Origin of the sequence: Bradyrhizobium sediminis, assembly GCF_018736085.1 — a bacterium.
GTDB lineage: Bacteria > Pseudomonadota > Alphaproteobacteria > Rhizobiales > Xanthobacteraceae > Bradyrhizobium > Bradyrhizobium sediminis.
The window spans coordinates 775,965-798,288 of record NZ_CP076134.1; the positions used below are offsets into that span (position 1 = coordinate 775,965).

16 protein-coding genes and 1 pseudogene are annotated in these 22,324 nt (G+C 62.6%); 8 read left to right on the top strand and 9 right to left on the bottom strand.

What is annotated here, in order from left to right:
* Positions 1–30 precede the first annotated feature (30 nt).
* A complete protein-coding gene (locus KMZ29_RS03735) occupies positions 31–1,671 on the top strand; it encodes a lysine--tRNA ligase (RefSeq protein WP_215622507.1) in 1,641 nt (546 codons plus the stop codon).
* A gap of 296 nt (positions 1,672–1,967) precedes the next feature.
* On the top strand, positions 1,968–2,753 hold the full coding sequence (locus KMZ29_RS03740) for a class II aldolase/adducin family protein (protein WP_249779819.1): 786 nt from the start codon (positions 1,968–1,970) through the stop codon (positions 2,751–2,753).
* A gap of 133 nt (positions 2,754–2,886) precedes the next feature.
* Here the strand turns inward: KMZ29_RS03740 and KMZ29_RS03745 are convergent, their stop codons facing one another.
* Together KMZ29_RS03745 and KMZ29_RS03750 are read right to left on the bottom strand one after the other, a co-directional pair.
* Complete coding sequence (locus tag KMZ29_RS03745; RefSeq protein WP_215622509.1) at positions 2,887–3,648, bottom strand: carbonic anhydrase; 762 nt, start codon at positions 3,646–3,648, stop codon at positions 2,887–2,889.
* 114 nt (positions 3,649–3,762) lie between these two features.
* Entirely contained in the window at positions 3,763–4,389 is a 627-nt protein-coding gene (locus tag KMZ29_RS03750) for a S24 family peptidase (protein ID WP_215624128.1), read from the bottom strand.
* Between the two features lie 209 nt (positions 4,390–4,598).
* Between KMZ29_RS03750 and KMZ29_RS03755 the strand changes: the two genes are divergently transcribed.
* Positions 4,599–4,943, top strand: coding sequence for a DUF952 domain-containing protein (locus KMZ29_RS03755; RefSeq protein WP_215622510.1), 345 nt, complete (start codon positions 4,599–4,601; stop codon positions 4,941–4,943).
* A complete protein-coding gene (locus KMZ29_RS03760) occupies positions 4,940–6,034 on the top strand; it encodes a quinone-dependent dihydroorotate dehydrogenase (protein ID WP_215622511.1) in 1,095 nt (364 codons plus the stop codon). The genes KMZ29_RS03755 and KMZ29_RS03760 overlap by 4 nt, the downstream gene beginning before the upstream one ends.
* A 153-nt stretch (positions 6,035–6,187) precedes the next feature.
* Here KMZ29_RS03760 and KMZ29_RS03765 read toward each other — a convergent pair whose 3' ends face one another.
* The 3 genes from KMZ29_RS03765 to KMZ29_RS03775 form a co-directional block, all read right to left on the bottom strand.
* Complete coding sequence (locus KMZ29_RS03765; RefSeq protein WP_215622512.1) at positions 6,188–6,922, bottom strand: MBL fold metallo-hydrolase; 735 nt, start codon at positions 6,920–6,922, stop codon at positions 6,188–6,190.
* 17 nt (positions 6,923–6,939) lie between these two features.
* Entirely contained in the window at positions 6,940–8,214 is a 1,275-nt protein-coding gene (locus KMZ29_RS03770; RefSeq protein WP_215624129.1) for an MATE family efflux transporter, read from the bottom strand.
* Positions 8,215–8,403: 189 nt separating this feature from the next.
* Positions 8,404–8,703 carry a DUF6460 domain-containing protein gene (locus tag KMZ29_RS03775; RefSeq protein ID WP_215604739.1) on the bottom strand — a complete coding sequence of 100 codons (300 nt, stop codon included), beginning with the start codon at positions 8,701–8,703 and terminating at the stop codon, positions 8,404–8,406.
* 251 nt (positions 8,704–8,954) lie between these two features.
* Between KMZ29_RS03775 and KMZ29_RS03780 the strand changes: the two genes are divergently transcribed.
* From KMZ29_RS03780 to KMZ29_RS03790, 3 genes are all read left to right on the top strand, one after another.
* On the top strand, positions 8,955–9,881 hold the full coding sequence (locus KMZ29_RS03780; protein ID WP_215622513.1) for a class I SAM-dependent DNA methyltransferase: 927 nt from the start codon (positions 8,955–8,957) through the stop codon (positions 9,879–9,881).
* Between the two features lie 138 nt (positions 9,882–10,019).
* Positions 10,020–11,252, top strand: a complete 1,233-nt coding sequence (locus tag KMZ29_RS03785) for an ABC transporter substrate-binding protein (protein ID WP_215622514.1) — start codon at positions 10,020–10,022, stop codon at positions 11,250–11,252.
* 100 nt (positions 11,253–11,352) lie between these two features.
* Positions 11,353–14,064, top strand: coding sequence for a ligase-associated DNA damage response DEXH box helicase (locus tag KMZ29_RS03790; RefSeq protein ID WP_215622515.1), 2,712 nt, complete (start codon positions 11,353–11,355; stop codon positions 14,062–14,064).
* A 189-nt stretch (positions 14,065–14,253) separates the two neighbouring features.
* On the opposite strand, the pseudogene KMZ29_RS03795 reads toward KMZ29_RS03790, so the two are convergent.
* Positions 14,254–15,366 (bottom strand): annotated as a pseudogene (locus KMZ29_RS03795) (IS4 family transposase); the annotation flags it as partial.
* Between the two features lie 170 nt (positions 15,367–15,536).
* On the opposite strand from KMZ29_RS03795, the gene pdeM reads away from it, so the two are divergent.
* Entirely contained in the window at positions 15,537–16,232 is a 696-nt protein-coding gene (gene pdeM, locus KMZ29_RS03800) for a ligase-associated DNA damage response endonuclease PdeM (protein ID WP_215622516.1), read from the top strand.
* A 103-nt stretch (positions 16,233–16,335) separates the two neighbouring features.
* Here the strand turns inward: pdeM and KMZ29_RS03805 are convergent, their stop codons facing one another.
* The 3 genes from KMZ29_RS03805 to KMZ29_RS03815 form a co-directional block, all read right to left on the bottom strand.
* A complete protein-coding gene (locus KMZ29_RS03805; protein ID WP_215622517.1) occupies positions 16,336–17,478 on the bottom strand; it encodes an SGNH/GDSL hydrolase family protein in 1,143 nt (380 codons plus the stop codon).
* Between the two features lie 133 nt (positions 17,479–17,611).
* Positions 17,612–20,092, bottom strand: coding sequence for a patatin-like protein (locus tag KMZ29_RS03810; protein ID WP_215622518.1), 2,481 nt, complete (start codon positions 20,090–20,092; stop codon positions 17,612–17,614).
* A gap of 331 nt (positions 20,093–20,423) precedes the next feature.
* Positions 20,424–22,244, bottom strand: coding sequence for a caspase family protein (locus KMZ29_RS03815; protein ID WP_215622519.1), 1,821 nt, complete (start codon positions 22,242–22,244; stop codon positions 20,424–20,426).
* Positions 22,245–22,324: the final 80 nt, after the last annotated feature.

Below are 22,324 nucleotides of genomic sequence, written 5' to 3' on the forward strand. Positions count from 1 at the left end.
TAGTTTCCGCGGTCCTGGAGACCCCTTTAGATGTCCACGATCGATCTTGCCGTCAGCCCGGGCGATTTGCGCGCGCTCGCCGAACAATCCAACGCCTGGCCGTTTGAGCAGGCAAAAACGATTGTCGCGCGGCTGAAAAAGCAACCGAAGGACGAAGTGCTGTTCGAGACCGGCTATGGTCCGTCGGGCCTGCCGCATATCGGCACCTTCGGCGAGGTCGCGCGCACCACCATGGTGCGCCACGCCTTTCGCGTGCTGACCGAGGACAAGATCAAGACCCGGCTGCTGGCGTTTTCCGACGACATGGACGGCCTGCGCAAGGTGCCGGACAACGTGCCGAACAGGGAACTGCTGGAAAAGAATATCGGCAAGCCGCTGACGCGGGTGCCGGATCCGTTCGGCACCCATCCGAGTTTCGGCGCGCACAACAATGCGCGGCTGCGCGCGTTTCTCGACACCTTCGGCTTCGACTACGAGTTTGCCAGCTCGACCGATTACTACACGAGCGGAAAATTCGATGCGGCGCTGCTGCGCATGCTGGAGCGGTTCGACGCAGTGATGAAGGTAATGCTGCCGTCGTTGCGCGAAGAACGCGCCGCGAGCTATTCCCCGTTCCTCCCCATTTGCCCGCGGACCGGCGCGGTGCTGTATGTGCCGATCGTCGAACATGACGTGAAGGCCGGGACGGTCTCCTACGACGACCCCGAAACAAAAGAGCGCGTCACGCTCCCGGTCACCGGCGGCCATTGCAAGCTGCAATGGAAGCCGGACTGGGCGATGCGCTGGTTCGCGCTCGGCGTCGACTATGAAATGGCCGGCAAGGACCTGATCGATTCGGTCAAGCTGTCGGGCAAGATCTGCTCAGCGCTCGGCGGCCTGCCGCCGGAAGGCTTCAATTACGAGCTGTTCCTCGACGACAAGGGCCAGAAGATTTCGAAGTCGAAGGGCAACGGGCTCACCATCGACGAATGGCTGCGCTATGCCTCGCCGGAATCGCTGTCGCTGTTCATGTATCGCGAGCCGAAGGCGGCGAAGCGGCTGTATTTCGACGTGATCCCGCGCAACGTCGACGACTACCAGCAGTTCCTCGAAGGCTTTCCGCGCCAGGATGGCAAGCAGCAGCTCGCCAACCCGGTCTGGCACATCCATGCCGGCCATCCGCCCAAGGCCGACATGCCGGTCACGTTCCAGCTGCTGCTGACGCTGGTGTCGTCGTCGAATGCGGAGAATGCCGAGACCCTGTGGGGCTTCATCGGCCGCTATCGCCCCGGCGTCACGCCGCAGAGCCATCCGAAGCTGGACGCGCTGGTCGGCTACGCCATCAACTATTATCGCGACTTCGTGGCGCCGACCAAGAAGTTCCGCGAGCCCACCGACAGCGAACGCGCGGCGCTGCAGGATCTGCGCGACGCGCTGTCGAACATGCCGGCGGCATCGACCGCCGAGGATATCCAGAACGTGGTCTACGAGATCGGCCGCCGCGAGCCGTTCCTCGACGCGATAAAAAAGGGCAAGGATGGCCGGCCCGGCGTCTCGCTCGACTGGTTCAACATGCTTTACCAAGTGCTGCTCGGTCAGGAAAAAGGCCCGCGCTTCGGCTCCTTCGTCGCGGTCTATGGGCTCACGAATGCGGTGGCGATGATCGACGGCGCGCTGGCAAGATCGGCTTGATTTGTCGTTCCTGCGAACGCAGGAACCCATAACCACCGGCCCTGGTGTTGCGAAGAACGTCTGCCACATCGCGAAAACCAGAGACCTCGCGGTATGGATCCCTGCGTTCGCAGGGACGACGCTGAAGAGGGACCGCGCTTCCGGACTTCCCTTCGCAGCGCATCATTGCGAACTGCGCCAAATCGAGATGGCAGCTCCGCGGCGATTTCAGCCGGGCGCCCGTTCAAATCGCGCTATACTTCCAAAAAACAAACCAAGCCTCCGCCGAGGGGCAGGCCAGCACAGGGAGCATGCTCATGCAGTTCAGGGTTTCGCCGAAGTCGCTTCAGGACAGTGTTGATGCCGAGCAATGGCGGGCGCGGGTCGACCTCGCGGCGGCGCACCGGCTGGCCTACATGCATGGTTTCAGCGAAGGCATCTTCAACCATCTGACCTTCGTGGTGCCGGGCCGCAGCGACCGCTACTACCAGATCCCGTTCGGGATGCACTGGTCGGAGGTCACCGCCTCGTCCTTCATGGAGGTCGGCGTCGACGACGGCGAGGTCAAAAGCGGCGAGGGGGAGGTGGAGCGCTCCTGCTATTGCATCCACGCGCCGATCCACAAGGCGCTGCCGCAGGCGAAAGCGGTGTTCCACACCCACATGCCCTATGCGAGCGCGCTGACGCGTCTGGAAGATCCGCGCATCAAGGAGATCGGCCAGACCGAGGTCGGCCTATCCGGCGCCATTGCCTATGACGACGAATACACCGGCCCGGCGCTCGATCCTGCCGAGGGCGCCCGGCTCGCCAGGGTGATCGGCGACAAGACGGTGCTGTTCATGGCCAATCACGGCATCTCGACGGTCGGTGCAACCGTCGCCGATGCCTATGACAAGCTCTATTATGTCGAGCGCGTCGCGCAGGTTCAGATTTACGCGATGTGGACCGGGCAACCCCTGAAGCGGCTTCCTGCCCATGTGGTCGAGAAGACCCGGCGCGACTTCATGGACGATCATCTCTACAAGGGGCCGACCCCGGCGCAGCGGCACTTCGATGCCTTGAAGCGCATCCTCGACCGCAAGGAGCCGGACTACGCGACGTAGGAATTATCGTCGTCCCGGCGAACGCCGGGACCCATACTCCGCGGCTTCTCGATTCTGGGCGGTGGCGGTCGACACTTCCCGCAACAATCACCATCGGTGGTTATGGGGCCCGGCGTTCGCCGGGACGACGTTGTCAGCTCGACTGCAGCACGTAGCGGCGGTTGTCCTTCTGCACCGGGCGGGCGTTCATCGGATAGAGCCTGGCGAAAGCCGCGACATTGGCTTCCGCTACCTGGATCGGTTGGGTCAGCACCAGCCATTCGACGGTCTCCGAACAGGGCGGCGTCGTCAGCGAACCGGGATAGCGGTAGTAGCCGAGCTTGGCCGGAAGCAGTGCATTGGGATCGATGCCGGGGTCGGCCTTGACGGCCGGCCCTTCCTTCATGGGCATGGTCGAGATGATCTTGCTGAAGGCGGCGTTCGGCTTGCCGGTCGCCATCAACACGCCGACCACGGCAAGCGCGCCGGTTTCGGCACGGTGCACGAAATGGGCCTCCATCGGAAAATTCCTGCCTCCGATCAGATGCTCGCTCGGCCGGTGAAAATGCACCTGCTGCAATTCATATTTGACGTCGCCGAGCGTCAGCGTGCTGCCTTTGGCGAAATTGAGCTGGATGGTGTGGCCGTTGTTGACGATGGTGTCGGCGGCGGCGGTTTTGGCCCAGTTGAACTTGAGCGCCGGCAATTGCGACTTGACCGTCGTGCCGATATCGATCGGCGATTGCTGCGAGCCGATGCCGCAGACCTTGCTGGCGGCGTCGAGGTCGCCCCATTTCGCCGGGCCGCCGGCGCCTTCATAACTCCAGTGGTGGCCTTCCGCGGCAATTCCCTGTTGCGTGCAGAGCGGGCAAAGCGCGAGGCCCGCCAACGCCCTCAGCGCATGGCGACGATTCATCGTCAGTCTCCTTTTTTATGCAAATTGAAACGCCGGCCGGCTCAACTCGGGCGCGAAACTATTGAACGGGATGTGCCGCTGCAAGTTCATCGGGCGGGCAGTCTTACCGGCTGGTTACTGGCTCGCCCACACGATGCGCGCGATCCACGCTACGTCGCCCGCCGCCAGCGTGCGGTCGGCATGGGCCGGATTCAGCGATGCCAGCTCCAGCGTCTTGGCGGTCCGCCGCTTCAATTCCTTGACCATCACCTCGCCGCCGGTGGTTTTCACCACCACGCGGTCGCCGCGGCGGATCGGCGTGCCCGGCGACACCACGATGATGTCGCCGTCGCGATAGGCCGGTCTCATCGAATCGCCGGAGATCTCCAGCGCGTAGGCGTGCTCGTCGTTGACGGCGGGCAGGCCCACTTCGTCCCAGCCCTTGCCGGCAGGGTGTCCGCCATCGTCGAAATAGCCGCCGGCTCCCGCCTGCGCGAAGCCGAGCAGCGGCACCGACTGCACGGCCCGCGGGCTGTCGCCGATCAGCTGCACGAAGGTGTCGATGGAGGTGTTGGTGGCGGCGAGCGCCTTGGCGACCGATTCGGTGGAAGGCCAGCGTTCGCGGCCCTCGGGGGTGATGCGCTTGGACTTGTTGAAGGTGGTCGGGTCGAGGCCGGCGCGCTTGGCGAGCGCCGAGGCCGTAATTCCGGCGCGTTCGGCCAGCCGGTCCATCGCGGTCCAGACCTGCTCGTGGGTCAGCATTCGCGGCGCTTTGGAATGTTTGGCCATGGCTCGATGGCGCCCAAATCTAGGAATTATTACCTCAATAAACCGGTTTTCGCCCCAACGCGCAAGGGAGCAAAAGCGACCCTTGAAGTGTGGAAGTTGCGCCGATACGGTCGGCGCGCGAGGTCCGGAAGTTCCGGAAGAATCCCAAGAGACTCAAACAACAAGCAGGACTTTCGGCCGCCGTGCGCAGGATCTACAAAATCTGTCCCGCCTCGGCCTGGCGCGAGGCCGAGCGGCAAGGCGTGTACCGCGGCAGCGCCGACGATGCGCGCGACGGCTTCATTCATTTCTCGCTCGCCTCGCAGGTGGCCGAGACGGCGAGGAAGCACTTCTTCGGTCAGATCGGGCTGTTCCTGGTCGCGGTCGATGCCGATGCGCTGGGTGAGGCGCTGCGCTGGGAACGTTCGCGCAATGACGAGCTGTTTCCGCATCTCTACGGCGAACTCGACCTCGGCGTGGTGATCGCCATCTTCGACATGCAGGCGCGCGCCGACGGATACCATCACATTCCGGAGCTGGAGCCGTGATCCGCGCCTTCGACGCCTTTTCGCTGCCGCTGTTGCGCTGGTTCGATCCGGAGGACGCGCATCGCCTGGCGATCCAGGGGCTGCGGCTGCTGCCGCCGGTGCGGCCGCGGCCGGACGATCCAAAACTGGCGGTGCGGGCGTTCGGGCTGAATTTCCCCAATCCGGTCGGCATGGCGGCGGGCTTCGACAAGAGCGCGGAAGTCCCCGATGCGCTGCTGCGGCTCGGTTTCGGCTTCGTTGAAATCGGCACGGTGACGCCGCGTCCCCAGGGCGGCAATCCGCGGCCGCGGCTGTTCCGGCTGGAACGCGACGAAGCCGTCATTAATCGCATGGGGTTCAACAATGACGGCGCCGAAGCGGTGCTGCGGCGGCTGGCGGCGCGCGCCAATCTCGGCGGCATCGTCGGGGTCAATGTCGGCGCCAACAAGGATTCCGCAGATCGTGTCGCCGACTATGTCAAACTGATCGAAACCTTTGCGCCGGTGGCGAGCTATTTCACCGTCAACGTGTCGTCGCCGAATACGCCGGGCCTGCGCAATCTGCAGCAGGCATCCGCGCTCGACGATCTCCTGGCCAAGGTGATCGATGCGCGCGAGCGGGTGCGGCGGAACGCCGGCGACTCGCCGGTGCTGCTCAAGATCGCGCCGGATCTCAGTCTCGCCGAGCTCGACGATGTCGTTAACATCGCCCGCTCGCGCCGCGTCGACGGCATGATCGTGGCCAATACCACGCTGGCGCGGCCTGCCACCTTGCGCGAACAGGCCCGCGCCAGGGAGCAGGGCGGCCTGTCGGGCCGGCCGTTGTTCCGGCTGTCGACGCGGATGGTGGCCGAGACCTACGTGCGCGCCGAGGGCGCGTTTCCGCTGATCGGCGTCGGCGGCATCGATTCCGGCGGCGCCGCGCTGACCAAGATCCGCGCCGGCGCCAGCCTGATCCAGCTTTATTCGTCGCTGATCTACAAGGGCCTCGGCCTGGTCGAGAACATCAAGAACGACCTTGCCTCGACGCTGCTGCGCACCGGCCGCGACTCGCTGTCGGAAATCGTCGGCGCCGATGCCGCGACCATCACCGCCGAGGACTGGCCGGTTTAGTTGACACCGTCATTGCGAGCCAACGGGTCGCGCGAACGCGCGCCCGATGACAGGCTCCGCGAAGCAATCCAGCTTGCGGCGCAAAGAAGGAAGCCGGATTGCTTCGTCGCAAGTGCTCCTCGCAATGACGAACCCAATACCATCCATTTTCATCTATAACTCGACAATCATACCGTCGCTCGCCGCGGCGTAGGCCAGCGTATCCAGCCGTCCCAGCATGTCGTCGCTCATGTGGGTGAGCACCAGCCGCTTCGGCCTGATCTCGGCGAGATGCGCCTCCAGCGTCGTCAGGCTGAGGTGGTTCTTCACGATCCTGTCGTAATAATAGGCTTCGGCAATGAACAGGTCGGCGTCGCGCGCCGCCGGGATCAGCGTCTCCGTCCATTCGGTGTCGGCGCTGTAGGCGATGACGCGGCCCCCGGCTTCGACCCGGTAGGCCAGAAAGGGCCCGCCGGATTCGCCATGCACCACCGGGTAGGGCGTGACCTCGACCGCGCCGAAACTGCGCTTTTCTTCCGGCCTGAGCGCGACGACCGACAGCTCGAAGCGCTGTTTGGTCTTCGATGAATTCTCGAACAGCGCTTCCATCACTTGCGCCAGCCGCGCCTCGATTCCTTCCGGCCCGGCGACGACCAGCGGGCGGGTCCGGCGGGCGAACTGCGCATCCAGCAGCAGGAACGGCAGCCCGCCGAAATGATCGCCGTGGAAATGCGTGATCAGAATGAGGTCGATGCCGTCGCGGATAATGCCCTGCCGCTTCAGCGCCGGCAGCGACGAGGCGCCGCAATCGATCAGGAAATTGACGTGATCGCCGGTGACATGGAAGCAGGTATTGGACCTGCCGCCGGAGCCGAACGCGTCGCCGCAGCCGACAAATTGCAGTTGCATCGGGCGATCCTCCTGGTTCAGCCGGGCAGCGGCGCCTGCCGGAACGAAGCCCGCAGCATCGCCGGATAGCGCAGTGCCTGCAAGCCGCCGCGCGCGGCGTAGTGCACCAGCAAGGCCCCCCACAGCCCCGTGTTGCCGAATGAACGCAGCGCCAGCCAGGCCGCGAGGAAGATCGCGAGCGAGGCGACCATCAGATTGCGCATGTCGCGCGCCCAGGTCGCGCCGATATAGACGCCGTCAAAGGCAAAGGCGAACACGGCAAGCGACGGCGACAGGATCACGAATACCAGAAAATCCCGCGCGATGCGGCGCACGTCGGGGCTTGCGGTCATCATATCGATCAGCGCGGGGCCGAACAGCGCGAACGCGGCAGTGACCGCCAGCGCAAAGCCAAAGCCCCAGAACACGACCAGCCGCACCGCGCCAGAAAATTCATCCCGCGCGCGGGCGCCATAGGCGCGACCGCAAAGCTGTTCGGCGGCGTTCGCCAGCCCGTCGAGGAAGAAGGCGCTGATCAGCAGGAAATTGTGCAGCACGGCATTGGCCGCGAGCGTGACGTCGCCGGAGCGCGCGCCCTGCGCGGTGAAGAACAGGAACGCCGCAATCAGCGCCGCGGTGCGGATCATGATGTCGCGGTTGACGGCCAGCATTCGCATGAGCGTGTCGCGGTCGAACAGGGTGGCCCGCGACAGCGGCAAATGATCCTGCGCGAGATTGTGCGCGATCGCGACGCCGATCAGGAGCCCGAGGGCTTCGGCGATCAGCGCGGCCATCGCGGCGCCCGCAATGCCAAGATCGAGCGTCAGCACCAGCAGCAAGGTCGCCACCATGTTGATGAGATTGATCGCGATCTGCACCCCGAGCGCCAGCGTCGCGCGGGCCTGTCCGATCAGCCAGCCGAGCACGACATAGTTCGCCAGCGCCAGCGGCGCCGACCAGATCCGGATCGCAAAATAGGTTCTTGCCGCTCGCGTCACGCCCTCGCTGCCGCCCATGGCGCCGAGCAGGATGGCGGCAAGCGGGATCTGCAGGGCAATCAGGCCGGCGCCGACCAGCGCCGCGACGATCAGTCCGCGCACCAGGATCGCGCGCAGTTCGTGCATCTCGCCGGCGCCGAGCGACTGCGCGGTGAAGGCAACGGTGCTCATGCGCAGGAAGGCGAACAGCCAGAACAGGCAGTCGAACAGCACCGACGCCATCGCGACCCCGCCCAGCGACGTGGCGTCGCCGAGCCGGCCGATCGCGGTGGTCGAGACGATGCCGATCAGCGGCGTCGTCAGGTTCGCGACCATCGCCGGACCTGCGATGGCAAAGACCTGCGCGGTCGTAACCCTGGATGCGGGAGCCAACAATTGCTTGCGCGCGGGCTAGATCACGATCCGACGGATCGTGATCTCATCTCTATGTTTGAGCATGATCTCCGGGCAAGCGCTTCGCGTTTGTCCCGCGGAATACCGCGTCCCACGTTTACGGATCATGCTTTAACGTCCGCGCGGCGTGATCAGCCGCGTCACCAGCCAGATCGGCACCACGATCACGGCGCCGAGCAGGAAGTATCGCCACAGCCAGTTGATGGCGTCGAAGCCGAGATCCCAGAGCCGCTGGAACAACAGCCGGATGCTCTGGATGATATTCCAGGGATCGAAGCCGATGGCGGCGAGCACCACGCCGACCAGGATCGACAGCAGCACCAGCCGGAACGCCACCGCCAGCGGCGAACCGCCCAGAAAACGGGAAAGGCCGTCATTGGCTGCCGGCAGTTCTCTGGTGTCGTTGGGCATTGATGGTCTCCCGCGCGGATTGGCCCTCGCACTATAGCCTGATCGCCCTGACATGGGGAACCCGCCTGCCGCCGTCAATGGCCGCCGGCCAATACGGCGCTTCTTGCGGGCGCATCCTGGCTATATAGGGCGTGTTGCAGCGATTTTTACCCGTCATGCGCGGGCTTGACCCGCGCATCCATCTTCCGGAAAAGTTCCTGCTGGATGGATTGCCGGATCAAGTCCGGCAATGACAACTGTGGATTCCGATCATGCCCGCGCGCCTGTTCCTGTCCTCCGGCGATTTGATGGCCGATCGACGGTTTGATTTTGCGCGCGATCTGCAGCTGAAGGGCGATCTCGCCGCCGCCGCCGATCTGTTGCTGCAGGCGACCGAGCTTGCGCCGAACTTTGCTTCGGCCTGGTTTACGCTCGGCGAAATCCGCGAGCGGCTCGGCGAGCGCGATGCGGCGATTGCGGCGTTTCGGAAAGCACGCGCCGCCGACCCCGATGACCGGCACGGTGCCGGCCTGCGGCTGATGCTATCGGGCGCGGAGCAGCTCTCGGCGATGCCACAGGCCTATGTGCGGGCGCTGTTCGATCAATATGCGCCGAAATTCGAGGCGGCATTGGTCGACGATCTCGGCTATCGCGGTCCGGCGCTGTTGTTCAAAGCCGTGCTGTCGGCGCGCGCTGCCGTCCGCAAGCCAGCCTTCTTCAAGCGCGCCATCGATCTCGGCTGTGGCACCGGATTGGCGGCCACTGCCTTCGCCAGGGAGGTCGACCATTTCACCGGCATCGACCTGTCGCCACGCATGATCGAGCGGGCGCGCGCCACCGGGCTCTATGCGCAGCTCGAGGTGGGCGAGATGCTGCAAGGCCTGCGCCGCAAGCCCGACGCCGGCGCCGATCTCATTCTCGCCGCCGACGCGATGGTCTATGTCGCGGATCTCGCGTCGCTGTTGCACGAGGCGAGGCGCGTGCTGGTGCCCGGCGGCCTGCTGGCCTTCACCGTCGAGACCCATCGCGGCGACGGCGTCATCCTCGGCGAGGGCCTGCGCTATGCGCACGGCGCCGGTCATGTGCGTGCGTCGATCGCCGATGCCGGCCTCGTGCTGTCGCGGCTGGAAGATCTGTCGGCGCGCAATGAGGACAACGAGCCGGTGCCCGGCCTGGTCGTGGTCGCGGCGAAGGGCTGACGTCTGGTTGGCACAGCCTCGAAGCATGCGCCGGAACAGGGCGGCATTGCGTCGCAAGCTATTGCCTGACGTGACGGAATGTCAGATCAAGACATTCACGCCCTGCAACAAGAACAACAAGTTTCGGGAGAAACAACAATGAAGAAGAACAGACAGACCCGGCGCGAATTCGGCGCCACCGCGCTTTCCGCAATCGCAGCCTCCGTCCTGCCCGCGCCCTATGTCTGGGCGGCAGAGAAGAAATACGACGTCGGCGCGAGCGATACCGAAATCAAGCTGGGCCAGACCGTGCCGCACAGCGGCCCCGGCTCGCTCTATGGCGTGCTGGGGCGGGTCGGCGAGGCCTATTTCCAGATGCTGAACGAAAAGGGCGGCATCAACGGGCGCAAGGTCAAATTCCTTACCATGGACGATGCCTACAGCGCGCCGAAATGCGTCGAGGCGACGCGGCGGCTGGTCGAGCAGGAAGAAGTGCTGGCGCTGTTCGGCTCGCTCGGCACCGCGCCGCAGACTGCGGTGCATAAATATCTCAACTCGAAGGGCGTGCCGCAGCTTCTGCTCAACACCGGCGCGTCGAAATGGAACGATCCGAAGAACTTCAAATGGACCATGGCGGGCCTGCCGCTGTATCCGACCGAAGCGCGAATTCTCGCCAAGCATGTCGTTGCCGCGAAACCGAATGCGAAGGTCGGCATTCTCTACCAGAACGACGATTTCGGCCGGGACTTCCTGGGACCGTTCAAGAAGGTGCTGGAGGAAGCCGGCGGCACCGCCAAGGTGATCATGGAGCAGACCTACGACCTGACCGAGCCGACCATCGATTCCCAGCTCATCAATCTTTCGAAGTCCGGCGCGGATGTCTTTTACAACATCAGCACCGGCAAGGCGTCGTCGCAGTCGATCCGCAAAGTCGCCGAACTCGGCTGGAAGCCGCTGCACCTGCTGTCCGCCGGCTCGACCGGACGTTCCATCCTGAGCGCGGCGGGCCTGGAGAACGCCACCGGCATCGTCGCCATCCGCTATGCCAAGGAAGTCGGCGTGCCGCGCTGGGTGAAGGATCCCGACGTGATGGCGTTCGAGGAATTGCGCAAGAAGTATCTGCCCAATGTCGATCCGGACAACACCATCGCGTTCGCCGGCTATGGCCAGGTGGCGTCGATGGCCGAAATCCTGCGCCGCTGCGGCGACGATCTGACCCGAGCCAACGTCTTGAAGCAGGCGTCCAACCTCAACGGCTTCCATTCGCCGTACATGCTGGACGGCGTGACCTACAGCTATACGCCCGACAACTACACGCCGATGAAGACGCTCTACATCTCCACCTTCAACGGCAAGGATTGGGATATCTCCGATAAGCCGGTCACGGAGTAATCGCTGGCGGCGTCAATCTCACCTCGCCCCGCAAGCGGGGCGAGGTGAAGTGCGCCCGTAGCCCTCGACGAAAGCCCTGCAACGGCTTACCTGTTGGGCCGTGCCGCCCCGCATCCTTAACCTTTCCCCGGCCGAGCCGGACGCGCTGCTGCCGGACCGTTTCGTCAAATGGTTTGCGGGCCGCGGATGGTCGCCCCGTGAGCATCAGCTCGCCTTGCTCGCCAAGGCCCGCGCCGACGCTTCCGCGCTGCTGATTGCGCCGACCGGCGCCGGCAAGACGCTGGCGGGATTCCTGCCGACGCTGGTGGAGCTGAGTGCTACACCGCGCGCCTCCTTGTTACCTCCCCCCTTGTGGGGGAGGTCGACGCCCGAAGGGCGGCGGGAGGGGGGTGTGCCGCTTGCTCCGAACGATACGGCTTACCCCCCACCCCAGCCCTCCCCCGCAAGGGGGGAGGGAGCTGATACGGCAAGTGGCGGCGTGATCTCCACCGGCCGCAGCCTGCAACGCAGCCGCGGCCTCCACACCCTCTACATCTCGCCGCTGAAGGCGCTCGCGGTCGACATCGCGCGCAACCTGGAGACGCCGATCGCCGAGATGGATCTGCCGATCAAGGTCGAGACCCGCACCGGCGACACGCCGGTGTCGCGACGGCAGCGGCAGCGGCGCTATCCGCCGGACATCCTGCTCACCACGCCCGAGCAACTGGCGCTGCTGCTGTCGTCCGACGACGCGCCGTTTCTGTTTTCACAGCTCAGGCGCATCGTGCTCGACGAGTTGCATGCGCTGGTGACCTCCAAGCGCGGCGACCTGCTGTCGCTCGGCCTGGCGCGGCTATGGCGGCTGGCGCCGCAGCTGCGCGCGATCGGACTGTCCGCCACCGTCGCCGAGCCGGAATCGCTGGCGCGGTTTCTGGTGCCGCAGCGCGACCGCCAAGGCGAAGCCGCCAACATCGTCGTCGCCGGTGGCGCGGCTGCGCCGATCGTCGAAATGCTCGACACCAGGGAGCGCCTGCCATGGGCCGGCCATTCGGCGCGCCACGCACTCAACGAGGTCTACGACCTGATCAAGGCCAACAAGACCACGCTGGTGTTCGTCAACACCCGCAGCCAGGCCGAGATGCTGTTTCAGGATCTGTGGCGGATGAACGACGACGGCCTCGCGATCGCGCTGCATCACGGCTCGCTCGACGTCGCGCAGCGCCGTAAGGTCGAGGACGCGATGGCGGCGGGCAGGTTGCGCGGCGTGGTCTGCACCTCGTCGCTCGACCTCGGCGTCGACTGGGGCGACGTCGATCTCGTCATCAATATCGGCGCGCCGAAGGGCGCCTCGCGGCTGATGCAGCGCATCGGCCGCGCCAACCACCGCATCGACGAAGCCTCGCGCGCCGTTCTTGTTCCCGCCAATCGCTTCGAGGTGCTGGAATGCGCGGTCGCGATCGACGCCGTCGCGGAGAACGCGCAGGACACCCCGCCGCTGCGCTCCGGCGCGCTCGATGTGCTGGCGCAGCACGTGCTCGGCTGCGCCTGCGGCGAACCGTTTCTGTCGGACGAGCTCTACGAAGAGGTGCTGACGGCGGCGCCCTATTCCGATCTCGCGCGGACCGATTTCGACGACGTCGTCGATTTCGTCGCCTCCGGCGGCTATGCGCTGAAGACCTATGAGCGCTTCGCCCGCATCAAGCAGGACAAGGCGGGTCGCTGGCGCGTGACCAACCCCAGGGTGCGGCAAAGCTATCGCCTCAATGTCGGCACCATCGTCGAGGAATCCATGCTGAAGGTGCGGCTGGTGCGCTCGCGCGGCGGTCAGGGAAATAGCAAGGGCTCCACCGGCGCGCTCGGCCGCGGCGGCCGCATGCTGGGAGAGATCGAGGAATATTTCATCGAGGGGCTGGTGGTCGGCGACACTTTTGTGTTCGGCGGCGAGGTGGTGCGCTACGAGGCGCTTGCCGAGGACCAGGTCTACGTTTCCCGGGCTAACGATAAAGACGCGAAAGTGCCGTCCTATATGGGTGGCAAGTTTCCGCTCTCGACCTATCTGGCCGAACGGGTCCGCAACCTGCTCGCCGACAGGCGTGCGTGGACGGCCTTGCCGGACCAGGTGCGCGACTGGCTGTCGCTGCAGGCGCGTCTGTCGCGCGTTCCCGGCGCCCGTGAGCTGGTAGTGGAAACGTTCCCCCGCGCCGACAAGCACTACCTCGTCTGCTATCCCTTCGAAGGGCGGCTGGCGCATCAGACGCTCGGCATGCTGCTGACGCGGCGGCTGGAGCGCGCCCGCGCCCGGCCGCTCGGATTCGTCGCCAATGAATATGCGCTGGCGGTGTGGGGACTGGGCGACATGTCATTCATGATCCGGCAGAACAAGCTCGATCTCAACGCGTTGTTCGATCCGGATATGCTGGGCGACGATCTCGAAGCCTGGCTTGCGGAATCCGCGCTGATGAAACGCACCTTCCGCACCTGCGCCATCATCTCCGGGCTGATCGCCCGGCGCTTCACCGGCGAGGAAAAGACCCGGCGTCAGGTGCTGTTCTCGACCGACCTGATCTACGACGTGCTGCGCAAGCACCAGCCCGACCATGTGCTGCTGCGCGCCGCGCGCGCCGATGCCGCGACCGGGCTGCTCGATATTCGCCGGCTCAGTGATATGCTTTTGCGAATCAAGGGGCGAATCACCCACCGGGAACTGGACCGGATTTCGCCGCTTGCGGTGCCCGTGATGCTGGAAATCGGCCGCGAAGCGGTCTATGGCGAAGCATCCGACGAACTCCTGGCGGAAGCCGCCGAAGAACTCGTCAAAGAGGCGATGTCGTAGAAGAAAAATGCATCTATTGTGCTCCCATGCATCAACGCCGTCATGGCCGGGCTTGTCCCACGGCTGTCCGGCACGGGTTATGCTTCATGCCGCCTTCTCCAATGTGACGCAACCGCGGGCGGTGCGACGACGTCGCGCCGTCCGGGTAGCGGAGGGCTCGAAATCGAATTTGGCCTGGTGTGGTGTTGGGCCTGGCGGGGAGGCTTTTTGAAGAAGTCCTGCAATCGGCCGCCGATGCATAAGATTGGCACGGATCAGCCTGGTGAAGGCGAGCGGGCTTTTGACGATCTTGTTGGCGTCGTGAGCCAGGCGCAGCAACAGGAAGGCAATCAGGGCGACCGTGATCTGAATGCGAACCGCATTTTCGGATGTGCCGAGGAAGTGAGTGATCTTCAAGGTCTGTTTGACCCATCGAAAGAACAGCTCGATCGCCCAGCGACGCTTGTACAAATCGGCGATTTCCTCTGCGCTGGCGGTCAGATCGTTGGTGAAGATGCGCAGCACCTTGCCGGTCTCTATCGTGACCTGGACTTCGCGGACCAGGCCCGACATTGGATTGCAGCGGGAGGCGGCGAGCCGCTTCGGAAGATATCCGGTCCGATCGCTCAGGACCGGCGATCCCACCGCAACCGGCCGATCCTCGACGACCTCAAAGGGCGTGTTGCGCTTCAGCCGCGTTACGATACGGCAGCCGGCCTGATCGAGCGTCGCCCACCACCCGTAATCGTAATAGCCGAGATCGAAAACATAGGTCGCCCCCGCCTCGATCGGCATCGCTTTGGCCGCCGTGATGTCATTGACGTTGCAAGGCGTCACCATCAGGTAGAGCGGCTGGTCGGCATCGGGATCGTAGATGATGTGGGCCTTGGCGCCGCAAACGCCGGCCGAAAATGTCGCCCAATGGCCGCTCAGGCTGCTCAGCCGCACGCTGGTCGAATCGATCAGGCGAACGCAATCGCCGATCTTCCTGCGATAGCCGTTCTGCAACTGAGCGATCAGCGCCGAGAGCAGGTCGGCAAACACTTCCACAGGGCGCGAAGCGTTCGCGGTCGACAAGGCCGACTTCGAGATCGTGCAGCCGCCAAGGTGATAAAGCTTACCGGCGTGGCTTCTCAGGCCGGCTTCGATCTCCCGAAGGCCGCGCGCCCCGCAAAACTGTGCGTACAGCATTGCGATCAGATGCGGACGGCTCTTCGTCACCCGATCGTCCCAATCGGCATTGTGCCGGTCCACAAGACGATCAAACGTCGCCCACGGAATCTGCTTCAGAAGGCAGTGAAAAACGATATTCTGGTGCGGCACGGCGTTGATCCTCTTGCTGTTCAGATGATTCGCAACCAACTGAACCCAAGCAGAATCAATGCCGTGCACTTCATCAAGCAGAAAACGTGCCGGACAGCCGTGGGCTTGTCCCGGCCATCCACGTCTTGGCCTCACAAAGGAAGACGTGGATGCCCGGGACAAGCCCGGGCATGACGAGAACTGCCATCGATATTGTCAGTCGTTCTTCGGTCAGCATCGCCGGCGTGACCCTCGTCGCCGATCTCTCCGGCGCGCTGTTCTGGGAAGAGCAGGGCCTGCTCGTCGTCTCCGACCTGCATCTGGAAAAGGGCTCCAGTTTTGCAACACGCGGCGTGCTGCTGCCGCCCTACGACACCGCCGCGACGCTCGGCCGCCTCGCGGCCGTTATCGCGCGCCATGACCCGCGCATGGTGATTGCGCTCGGCGACAGTTTTCACGACCGCGACGCCCATGACCGGCTGTCCGCAGCCGACCGCGACGCTCTCACGGCAATGCAGGCGCGGCGCGACTGGATCTGGATATCAGGCAATCACGACCCGGCGCTGCCATCCGATCTCGGCGGCGTGGTCGCCCATGAAGTCGCGATCGGGCCGATCGCATTTCGCCACGAACCATCAGGCGCGTCGGGCGAAATCGCCGGCCATCTGCATCCCAAGGCGCGGGTGTCGGCGCGCGGCCGCTCGATGGAGCGGCGCTGTTTTGCCAGCGACGGCGAGCGCGCGGTGATGCCGGCTTTCGGCGCCTATACCGGCGGCCTGAGCATCCGCGACGCGGCGTTCGCGAGGATCTTCCAGAGCCTCGGCTTCATGGCGCATGTGCTCGGCGATAACAGGCTTCACACCATCGCCGCATCGCGCTGCTACTGAGAGAGCGAGCATGCAAGTGCTCGCGGCAAAGGGACGCAGGGCTTCATGCTGAGTTCATCGTATGGAATTTCCAGCTGGGTACTCGCCAGGGAGGATGGCGCGGTCAGTCCCTCGGGTTGACCATGGCCGAAGCCATAAACGCTGCGACCGCAGCGGAGTATTCTTCCAATCCCTTGAAATTGAAATGCATATCGCCGTTTTCCCAATAGAAGTCCTCCGGGTGCGATCCGAATCGCTGCTTCAATGTCGCGGTGGCATTGAAGAAAAGAAAGTCGTTGGCGACGCAAGTTTTTTGCACCGTAGAGCTGACGAGATCGTTCCACACGTGGCCCGCAGCGTCGGGTTTCAAGTGCCGAAGATGCGGGTGAGAGATGAATAGCACCCGGCTCCCGTCCTTGGTGTAATCCTTTAATACCTCAGCCAGCTCCTGCAGATTCTGCCTGAAACTCAAAAGCGCTTCTGAATATTTCTGTTCGAGGTCAGCACCTTGGTCCTGTGAATAGGAAAAGAGAGTGAGGTCCGATCGGTATTTCTCAATTGCCGATGGCAAGCGCACAAAGGTGAGCCAAAGCTTTGCCGCAAACCGCATCAGATACAATGGATGCTTGCGAGCTTCCATCAAGCCAATACTGCATTCGTGTCCAATGGGTGAAACCTTGACGCCGACATTCTGTCCGCGCTCATTGCGGACAATCAGCCGACGATATCGAGCGAAGTCGTCGTATAAATCGGTCTCGTCCACATCCACCACGATATAGTCGGGACGCACGATCGGCAGCAGCTTCTTCGCCTGCGGCACGAAGATAGCCGGGGAATATGAGGTGTATCCGGCATTGTAGGTCTTCAGGCAAACCCCGCGCTCTGTCTTGAAATATTTTGCAACCTGATACGGCAGGGTGTTCTTGTCGTCGAAGCCTTCCATGAATGAATCGCCAAGGAACAGAACCGAAATCGGATTTCGGCACCCCGCCAGCAGTGCCGCATCGTCGATGATCCTGATGCCGTTGGTGTCATAGGATCTCTTGTAGCTGAAGCCAGTCAGATCGCCGTAAATGCACAAGTTCTGGTTTTCCGGTTCCGGCTTGTGGTTCAGGACGTTGGATTCCCAATTCAGATTGATATTCGCCAATTCGAGATCGTACAGCGGACCGAAGTATTGCTGCATCCGCAAGCCGATCTCGAAAATGACGGCCCACGTGATGACCAGCAGCGCCGCCTTTCCGAGGAAGTGAAACCATTCCTTCATTGAATATCTCCAAAAATAACTCCGAGCGGCTCAACATAAGCTCGTTGCAGACTTTCGATTGGCGAACCTCTGTCCGTCAAAGGTGGTCCACCAAAGCTCCAAGCGTCGATAAAGAGCTCCGGCAAGGCATCGGTCATCTCGCAGCTTTGAATGTTTCAGGCTGCTCATCTGCGGTGAGCGCGGCCCGTAGCTCCGCAATCAATTTCTTGCAGGTGGGTAGATGGCGCTCCTCCACATCCAGAATCCGGAGAAATCCTCGTTTCTTCAATGCCGCTATCGCGGCTGGAGACTGCGATTCGGAACCGGCCGCCTCGGAAACGATATCGATAAGACGGTCAATGGCGTGCAAGCGGCCGAGCAGGTAGTCATTCTCGCGGTAGGCGCGCGACAAGAACGCGGCAGATTGACTGAACGCAGTACCCTTTAGCTGAAACGTCCCCAGTCTGTTGATACCGACGGCGTCCTGCGCACTGATACGGTCAATCCGGACCTCGTTGAATTCCCCCGCTTCCCGCCACGGCATCACGGGAAACGTCACAACGTCCCAGAACGGAAACCCGAGATGATTTACAAGCACCTCGTGCCTCGCAAGGGGAGGCCACCCCTCGGTTTCGGAAAGAAGAACGTCAATGTCCGACGTGCTGGCTTTGAGATCGATATCCGAGCCGAGGCGCTCGATGAGCACATCAATCCGATCCCTGTGTCGCGTGGCAAAGGACTGCGCATATTTGCCAATTTGTCCGACGTCAGTCGGAGACGGCCCTACCCGAAAGATGTCCTCGACCAGATTGCGGGTGGTTGCATTGACGGAGGTGGCAGCCTCTCTTTGCTCCAGTGCGTCTGCGCATTCGTAAAACTTGCGTTTCAAGCGGTCGACGCTGGCGGCCTCCAGACCCTCGAACTCTCCTGAACCGAGCATCTGGGAAAGGCGGTTTTGACCTTCGATCAGGAAACGAAGCCTGCGCTTTCGATAACCCACGTCAAACGCAAGTAAAAACGTGATCCACTTCGGGGTGTCAGGGCCTGCGACAGTTTCCGCCTGCAAGGGTCGGCCATCTGCGGGCTCGTAGGTCACGCCGGCCTGGATTGCCCAGGCGTCTATGATTTCTGCAATCGACCGCGCGAAGGGTGATTCCGGACGAACGCCGCGGATCTCCATGATCAGTCGACTGACGAAGTCGCGCACCGAGGCGAGTTTCAGGCGCACATAGGCATCGTATGCGAAACCCGCGTCGCGGGCGGCCTTGATATTTGCCTGCTCGCGCCAGCCGCGAATCTGATCCTCGCTGTTCGGCTCGCGGTCGGTGGTCATGACCCCTGCGACAAGCCGGCGGATATTCGGCCGCGCGCTGTCGACGATCGCCCTGAGCCGACGCACCTGTTCGTTGAAATGACCTATCCAGCTGAGTTCGTCGGTCACGGGTTGGGACAGCGGAATCTCGGACAGCGCACCTTTCAGCGTCGGAAAAAATCCTGGCAGACCGTGATGCACGGCCAGGCCCGCGGGTGTGGGGTTGGGATCAACGTAGACCACCCGTCGATCTACCTCACGATACGCGGCGCGGCCTCGGATGGCGCCGACCGCTTCGCGAAAGGGATGGCTGCTCAAAACGCTGCCATCGATGAACGGAACGGAAGCCGCGTCGACGTTCATTTGCACGTAGTTGTCGAAATTCCGCGCAATGAACTCCGCGCGGCGCGGCCAGGGAATGGAGCGATTCCTGAGAAGTTGATCGACCTCCAGGATGCGCGCTGGCGGAAATGCTCCCGGAATTGATGACGTCGCGCGCGCGGCGAAAGCCAGCGCAGGCGCATTGGCCATTTCGAAATCGCTCTCAATGGCTCCGCTTTGACGCCTCCGGTATCTGAAATGGAGGTGGTGACGGTGTTCGCGCTCATGAATGATCGGAGGATTGTGAATCTGCATGGTTCGCTGGTGACCATTGAAATCAGTCAGGGTCACGAACAAATCGAGCCCTTGGCCGGAAGGAAGCAGAGAAGCCATCTCTCCCCGCGGCGTTCCCATGGCAGCTACCGCGTCGTACATCAGAGCGGTCATCTTCAGGCCATCGAATGGGGGCTCAAACCATCGAGACCGCATGAACAGCGACAGTTTGGAACGCACCTCCAGGTCGCTGATCAGTCCTTTGCCTGTCAGACCGGCGGCCCAGAACAGCGGTCGAAGAATCCACTTGCTCGATATGTGTGCCTTCGCTTCCGATGCCAGTAGCTCGGTGACATCGGCATTCTCAAGCCAGAGGTCGCGGAGCCGACCCATGGGCAGGTCATGACTCAACGCCCGTGCCAGCATGATGCCGTTGATTCCGCCCGCGGAGGCTCCCGCTACGATGTCAACGATGACCCGCAGATCGACTGTCCGGCCGATATCGCGCAGGAGATCGAAATAGATCGCTTCAGTGTCAAATTCGGGATCGGAGCGGTCGCGAACATCGAAGAATGCCGCGGCCGAGCGCTTTTCCCGGTTGATGATGGTATGAAGGGCGCTTGAAGCCCTGACGAGCTTCAGAATCTCCTTGGTGACGCCATGCATATAGATTGCCAGCGAGGCGCCTCCGAAGCAAACGAGCGCTATGCGGAGTTCCTTTTCGCGCAAGACTGTCCCCCTCGGGAAAGGATTTAGCGACGCGCCACAATAACAATATCTTGCATGGATTGCTAAGCGAAAGCGGGAGGACCGCTTCCTGCGACGGCAGGCAGGCGTCGCGCATGCCTCTACACCTGTAGAGCGTTCCGATCACGGCGACGTCAGAACGTCCGCGTCGGGTCATTCGCGTCGATCTTGACGTGTCGGCGGGACGTCCGAGCCGGCGGACGCCCGCTTTGTGCCCAATACGGGAAGTAATCAGGATCCTTCGATCACCTCGTCGACGCGGGCCAGCGGCGGCGGCGGGACATCGCGGCGGATTTCCGATCGGGCAGAAAGCTTAATTGCAAATTTCGGTATTCCCACCGCCAGGTGGACCACCTTGGCCAAGCATTCGATATTCAATCCGGCAGCCCTTGGCGATCGGCCGGCATCCGCCTTGTCCGCAAATAACCTGCCCCGCCGTTGAAGGCTTGGTCGATGTCGCCGGCTCTTGTGCAGTTCGCTGCGGCTTGGTCGGCGGGGCAGTATCACGCTTGACCGACGGTTTCTTCTGTTCACTCTTTTCGCACGTATTGTCGTCGCCAACGTCGTAGCCCGCCGGGCAAGTTATTTTCCTGCAGCGCTCGCCATTGGCCTTGAAACCATGATCGCAAATCAGCGGGCAAACGCGCGTCGTCTTGCTCTTGACGACATCGAGTGCATCGACGCTGGCAACTCTAACTTCCAGTTTCATGCCCGCGTGCTTGTTGAACAGATCGAGCGACCGCTGCGCTGCCGCATTCCAGTTGCCATCTACCGATCCGGTGTTGCAGCCGACTCGCCGCAGTTCGGATTGTAGTGAACGGGGAAGATCGACCGTCGCTTGTTGATCAGATTTATCAGCCGGTGGCGTCAATGCCGCGACCTTTTCTTCCTTGGACTTCTTTTCAGCTGCGGCTTTGGCTTCAGCGGCAGCCTTTGCCTCTTCGGCGGCTTTGGTGCGTTCAGCCTCCTTTTCGGTGGCCTTGGCTATCGCTGCGGCCTTTAACCGTTCTGCTTCTGCAACCTTCGCCTCTTGGGCGTGCTTGGCCAATTCCGCAGCCACGCGGGCGCGTTCAGTCGCTTTGGCCTGCTCGGCGGCCTTGGCCTGTTCGGCGGCTTTCGCGCCTTCGATAGCAAGCCGCGTCTGTTCTTCCTGCGCGGCTTTGGCCTTGTTTGTGGCGTCAACCCGCGCCGCTTCCGCCGCCAATTTATCGCGTTGCGCTTTGGCAAGGGCGGTGAAGAAGCCAGACGGGTATTTTTCGATGAAAGCGTCCCAAACCGGCTTCGTGCCGACTTGAAGCGCGAATTCGTAGTTCCGCTGCATCGGGGTATCTTGATCCACGGGCGCAGCGATGGCTGGGGCTGGCGCGGACGGCACAAGCGTGACATCGTTGCCGCCCAATGATCCGTATACGAACGGCTCCTGTGCGTTGTTCGTGGCCTTCAATACGTCGTCGCGAACGAAACCGAATGCCTTGCGAAGATCGAGGCCGGGCTTGGCAAGATGGGTGACGAGCGCAGCGGCGAACGGACTGTTCTTGCTGTCGCCGTCGGATGCCGTCGAGCCCGCCTTGGCGGCAAAGGCAATCATCGTGTTGGGAGTGGAAGGTTCGACCTTCGCCAGCCCCCGTCCAATCGCTCGGGAACCAACCGTCCGTTTCATTTTCTTGGCAAACGGATTGTCACGGCAAGCGTCAAGGATGACCAGACGAAGTTGCTTGGCAGGCTCGACCGCGAAAAGTACGCGGTCCAAAGCAAAGGTTTCATCAAGAACGTCGGTGTCGGTTTCCAGCGCGGCGTCCACCGGGATTAGATAGTTGGTGCCATCCAGTTCAATGCCGTGCCCGGCATAGTAGATTACTGCCATATCGGCATCGCGTGTCTTGTTGCCAAACTCGCGCAAGGCACGGCGCATTTCGTTGGTATTCAAATCCAGTTTCGAGTCTACGGAGTCGAACCCTGCCTTCCTGAACGTGGCAGCAACCGCTGCCGTATCGTTTGCAGGATTACTGAGCCTCGCGACCTTCTGATAGGCCGAATTGCCGATCACCAATGCAACACGTTTCTCGGCGAATGATGAACCGCATCCGAGCCAAGTCGCAAAAATCAAAAAAGCAATAAACCGAAATGCGCCCATGTATGACCCCGGACGGCAGACTAACAAGTAATGCCGGAATCACAACAATCTCTCTGTGACGTTAGTCACAATAGATATCC

Coding starts and splice junctions, on each gene's coding strand:
- KMZ29_RS03735 (WP_215622507.1), top strand. CDS start 31: ATGTCCACGATCGATCTTGCCGTCAGCCCGGGCGATTTGCGCGCGCTC.
- KMZ29_RS03740 (WP_249779819.1), top strand. CDS start 1,968: ATGCAGTTCAGGGTTTCGCCGAAGTCGCTTCAGGACAGTGTTGATGCC.
- KMZ29_RS03745 (WP_215622509.1), bottom strand. CDS start 3,648: ATGAATCGTCGCCATGCGCTGAGGGCGTTGGCGGGCCTCGCGCTTTGC.
- KMZ29_RS03750 (WP_215624128.1), bottom strand. CDS start 4,389: ATGCTGACCCACGAGCAGGTCTGGACCGCGATGGACCGGCTGGCCGAA.
- KMZ29_RS03765 (WP_215622512.1), bottom strand. CDS start 6,922: ATGCAACTGCAATTTGTCGGCTGCGGCGACGCGTTCGGCTCCGGCGGC.
- KMZ29_RS03770 (WP_215624129.1), bottom strand. CDS start 8,214: ATGGTCGCGAACCTGACGACGCCGCTGATCGGCATCGTCTCGACCACC.
- KMZ29_RS03775 (WP_215604739.1), bottom strand. CDS start 8,703: ATGCCCAACGACACCAGAGAACTGCCGGCAGCCAATGACGGCCTTTCC.
- KMZ29_RS03780 (WP_215622513.1), top strand. CDS start 8,955: ATGCCCGCGCGCCTGTTCCTGTCCTCCGGCGATTTGATGGCCGATCGA.
- KMZ29_RS03785 (WP_215622514.1), top strand. CDS start 10,020: ATGAAGAAGAACAGACAGACCCGGCGCGAATTCGGCGCCACCGCGCTT.
- pdeM (WP_215622516.1), top strand. CDS start 15,537: ATGACGAGAACTGCCATCGATATTGTCAGTCGTTCTTCGGTCAGCATC.
- KMZ29_RS03805 (WP_215622517.1), bottom strand. CDS start 17,478: ATGAAGGAATGGTTTCACTTCCTCGGAAAGGCGGCGCTGCTGGTCATC.
- KMZ29_RS03815 (WP_215622519.1), bottom strand. CDS start 22,244: ATGGGCGCATTTCGGTTTATTGCTTTTTTGATTTTTGCGACTTGGCTC.